The sequence below is a fragment of the Flavobacteriales bacterium genome (genome assembly GCA_013214975.1).
Classification (GTDB): domain Bacteria; phylum Bacteroidota; class Bacteroidia; order DT-38; family DT-38; genus DT-38.
On record JABSPR010000267.1, the window covers coordinates 1 to 3659 of the forward strand.

Sequence of the window (3659 nt, forward strand, 5' to 3'; positions counted from 1 at the left end):
ATTGAGTATATTTTTGTTTCAAGTTGCTTTACAACAACGTTGCCAAAAGTAATGTTTCTTCGAAAGGACTTATTTTACTTTGTATCGGATGCTGTCATCACCTATTAAAACAGATCGAAAAGAACCATGGTTTGTTTTACAAATATCTTTTTGTGTTTCGAATGCAGCTATAAAAGCAGGGTTAGTTACATTCTTAAACTCCTCGTATCTACTAGCCATTCCGTAATCCATGCTTTGATCAGCTTTCTTTTTAGAATCGCCTAAGTGCATTAGTAATTCGGAAGTATAGCCTTTTTGCCCCGTTAGGTTGTTCATGCTATTAAGTGCGTTAATAAACCAGGTCATTCCTTTCTGTGAAGGTTGTCCGAACCAATGTCCTGAAAGATTAACAGGTAATTCACGAGGACTACTTTTTATTACTAGATCTCTCATAACCTTTTGTTTTGAGAAGGAATTCCCTGTTAGCATAAGCTTAGTTGTACTAATAGAGTCGATTATTCCTCCGGCTTTCTTTATACTAAGTTTAGTTAATGGTTTTGTACCATATCTTAAAGTTGAAGTATCTGGGTTTTCATCTTTTTCATATCTAATTGGACTTCTAACAGGGATAGTTGTACCAGTTATAATTCTACTAACCATCGCACTCAATGTCTTATCCCATAAGTGAATATTTTGGTGCGACGATACGGCATCAATGTTTTCTGCACCACTTAAAAGATCAGCAAGTTTGTCGAACTGAGCTTTTAATTCGGCCTCCATATTCTTTGCTTCCGTTTTGCTATTTAGAATTCTTGAATGCCGATAATGTTTAAGTGGCTTAAAACTATACTTCTTTTTTCTTCGCTTTGTGAAAGCAGTTTTCTTTTGTACCAACGCTCTTCCTCTTGTGGTATTAAGGTGTAATGCGATACCACATTTATTACCGCTTTCTTGAATTGCTTTAATTAGTTCGTTTATATCGGCTTGGTTTACCAAATTAGCTAAGACATGTACGGAAGAGATAACTCCGGTTTTAACTCCAGCAATAATCCCTCTATTGGCGGATTTGTTTATCCCGTAATCGTCTGATGTTACTATTAGTCCACTTGGTTTCATAAGCTATGTAATTGAAATTAGTTTGATTGAAAAGAGGTAGGCCCCTCATGTTTACTTCACTAAGGTAATAAGTTGAAGGAATTTATTGAGAAAAATAGATAAGTAGATTTACCTAAGCACGTTGCTTGTTAGTAATTGTAAAATGTTAGAATGCATGATACAAGGCTCCAACAATCTTATCTTTACATTTGTATCAAACAAAATAGTGCTATGACCTTATCAGAATTTAAAAATAAATTGTCTCAAAGCGAAAATGTAGTGTTCGAATTACCAAATGGTAAATTAATTCCAAGTCACTTTCATGTAACCGAAATAGGACAGGTGGATAAGACTTACATTGATTGTGGTGGAGTGGTGAGAAGCGAAAGTAAGGTGAGTTTTCAATTGTGGGAGGCCGATGATTTTGATCATCGATTAACTTCGAAAAGGTTATTGGATATTATAAAATTATCTGAGATCAGACTTGGAATAGAGAATCTCGAATTGGATGTTGAATATCAAGGTGAGACAATTGGACGCTATGGGCTCGGCTTTAATGAAAAGAACTTTGTTCTAACTTCTACAAGTACGGATTGTTTGGCAAAAGATAATTGTGGCGTATCTGAGAATGTTATAGCTCAAGATACAGGATGCTGTAGTCCTGAGTCTGGTTGTTGCTAAATCATTACTCTCTATGTTGGTGTAATATAGATTGAAATAAGTAGTAAATTCAGATATCAAGAATACCAAACACAGTTGAGACATTTACTCTTTCTATTATTGATTCTGCCTATCGCGGCATACGCCCAAGACTCAATATCGGTCGGAAAAAATCTTTGGTCATTGGGCGTTGGAATTGGTATTGCCAACGACATTTTACGGCAACCCGAATCTGATTTAGGGTTTAGGCAAACATATTCTACAAATGCAGATTTTGTTTCCGATTTTACCATGTTCGTTCCGATGTCGGATCACGTTTTTATACGACTAGGAGCTAATTCCACGAAGTTTAGTTATGCCATCAATTACGATTATTCTACTGCAGATTATGCTTACGATCGTGAATTAATAGAAGAAAAAATAAAGCTTTTGGATATACCCCTTGGGATACAATATCGATTGTATCCATCTCCAGACGTGGTAGTTGGGGTTAGCTTGGAAGCAGGGATAAGTGCGAGAGAGACAATTTACTCTGAATCTTCAAGATTTCTTCAGGATACCCTTCTTGTAGAAAAATTTGACCGTACGCAAAATACAGCCATCAAAGGAGTGTTTTGGGGAGCAGAGTTAAGTGCTGCTTTTCGAATAGCAGGAAACGTAAGTTTTTTACTTGCTACGAGATATAGATCTTATCCCAATGCGATTGGGGGGGATTTGTGGTTTGACGAAACCACACCCGATTTATCATCTGCCCAGTTTTCGATTGGGTTGAACTTCGCTTTTAAAAATAGAGTTAGTGAAAATTTAAAGAATAAAACGTCTTTTCTTTCGGAGAATGAATCGTTTGCTTCTAGTTCAGATTCTAGTAAGTCAAATTTTGATTTCTGGTATAGGAACACTTTACAATTAGACTTTATGCCATATGAAACTTTGTTTCTTCTTAGTTGCGAAAGAATAATTATAAATGGGAGTAAATTTAAATTAGGAATAAAAGCCGGTGTTGGCTACGGTAATGAAAGCCCTATAATGCCTTTTGGATTAAACTTTATGTGGTCTCATGGTAACATACATTTTGAGTTAAACTCTCAATACGTATACTTTCTTAGAGATTCAGGCAAGTTGAATTTAATGCCACAAGTTGGAGTTCGATATCAAAAACCCAGTGGTCGTCTACTGGTTAAAGCATACATTTCCCCGTTTGTGGTAGAACATTATAAAATTATTTCGCCATACTCTAATCGATTAGAAATATTGGGTGTTACTGTTGGGTATTCTTTTTGGCAGTGAGAAAAACTCACCCCAAAACCCGCTCTTTTGAAAAAAAGAGGGGGCTGGCATTCGTGAATTATTCGGCTTTGTTGTCTAAGTAAAATTCGATTTTTGATTTTACTTCTTCCATATTCACTAAATCATTATTACGGAATCGAATTACTGTAATTCCAAGACTCGTTAATATTTTATCACGACTTGCATCTTCTTCTTTTTGATTATTGTGAATTGAGCCATCCAACTCAATTGCCAACTTTTTGGTAGAGCAATAGAAATCAAGAATAAAAAACAACGGGTTATTCAGATGATCACTCCCATAAATGATGGGATGTTGCCTTAAGAATTTGTGGTTATTTAGTTTTCGATTTCTCAATTTCCCCCACAATAAAGCTTCAGATGGTGTTTGGTTTTTACGCAGTTCGCGTACCAGTTTGGTAATTCGGTTCATGAGATGTAATTCCGATTATGTGAAAAATAAAAATAGTTATTGTTTGACCTATTACAAACTATCAAGGTTGACTCTGTCTTGTACTGAAATAGGTTGACACCAAAAACCTATAAAATGAATAACGATTCAATACACTACTCATCAGAGTTTAAAAACAATGTCGTGTCGGAGGTTCTTTCCGGGAAATACGGAAAGGACGAAGCAAAAC

General features: G+C 35.7%; 4 protein-coding genes. 2 read left to right on the plus strand and 2 right to left on the minus strand.

What is annotated here, in order from left to right:
• Nucleotides 1–69 precede the first annotated feature (69 nt).
• The gene (locus HRT72_08610) at nt 70–1095 is read right to left on the minus strand and encodes a ChbG/HpnK family deacetylase (protein ID NQY67768.1); all 1026 of its coding nucleotides are present in this window, start codon (nt 1093–1095) and stop codon (nt 70–72) included.
• Nucleotides 1096–1305: 210 nt separating this feature from the next.
• On the opposite strand from HRT72_08610, the gene HRT72_08615 reads away from it, so the two are divergent.
• Nucleotides 1306–1755 (plus strand): hypothetical protein, encoded by a 450-nt coding sequence (locus HRT72_08615; protein ID NQY67769.1) that lies wholly within the window; start codon nt 1306–1308, stop codon nt 1753–1755.
• A gap of 162 nt (nt 1756–1917) precedes the next feature.
• A complete protein-coding gene (locus HRT72_08620) occupies nt 1918–3021 on the plus strand; it encodes a hypothetical protein (GenBank protein NQY67770.1) in 1104 nt (367 codons plus the stop codon).
• 58 nt (nt 3022–3079) lie between these two features.
• Here HRT72_08620 and HRT72_08625 read toward each other — a convergent pair whose 3' ends face one another.
• Nucleotides 3080–3451, minus strand: coding sequence for an endonuclease domain-containing protein (locus HRT72_08625; GenBank protein ID NQY67771.1), 372 nt, complete (start codon nt 3449–3451; stop codon nt 3080–3082).
• Between the last annotated feature and the right edge of the window lie 208 nt (nt 3452–3659).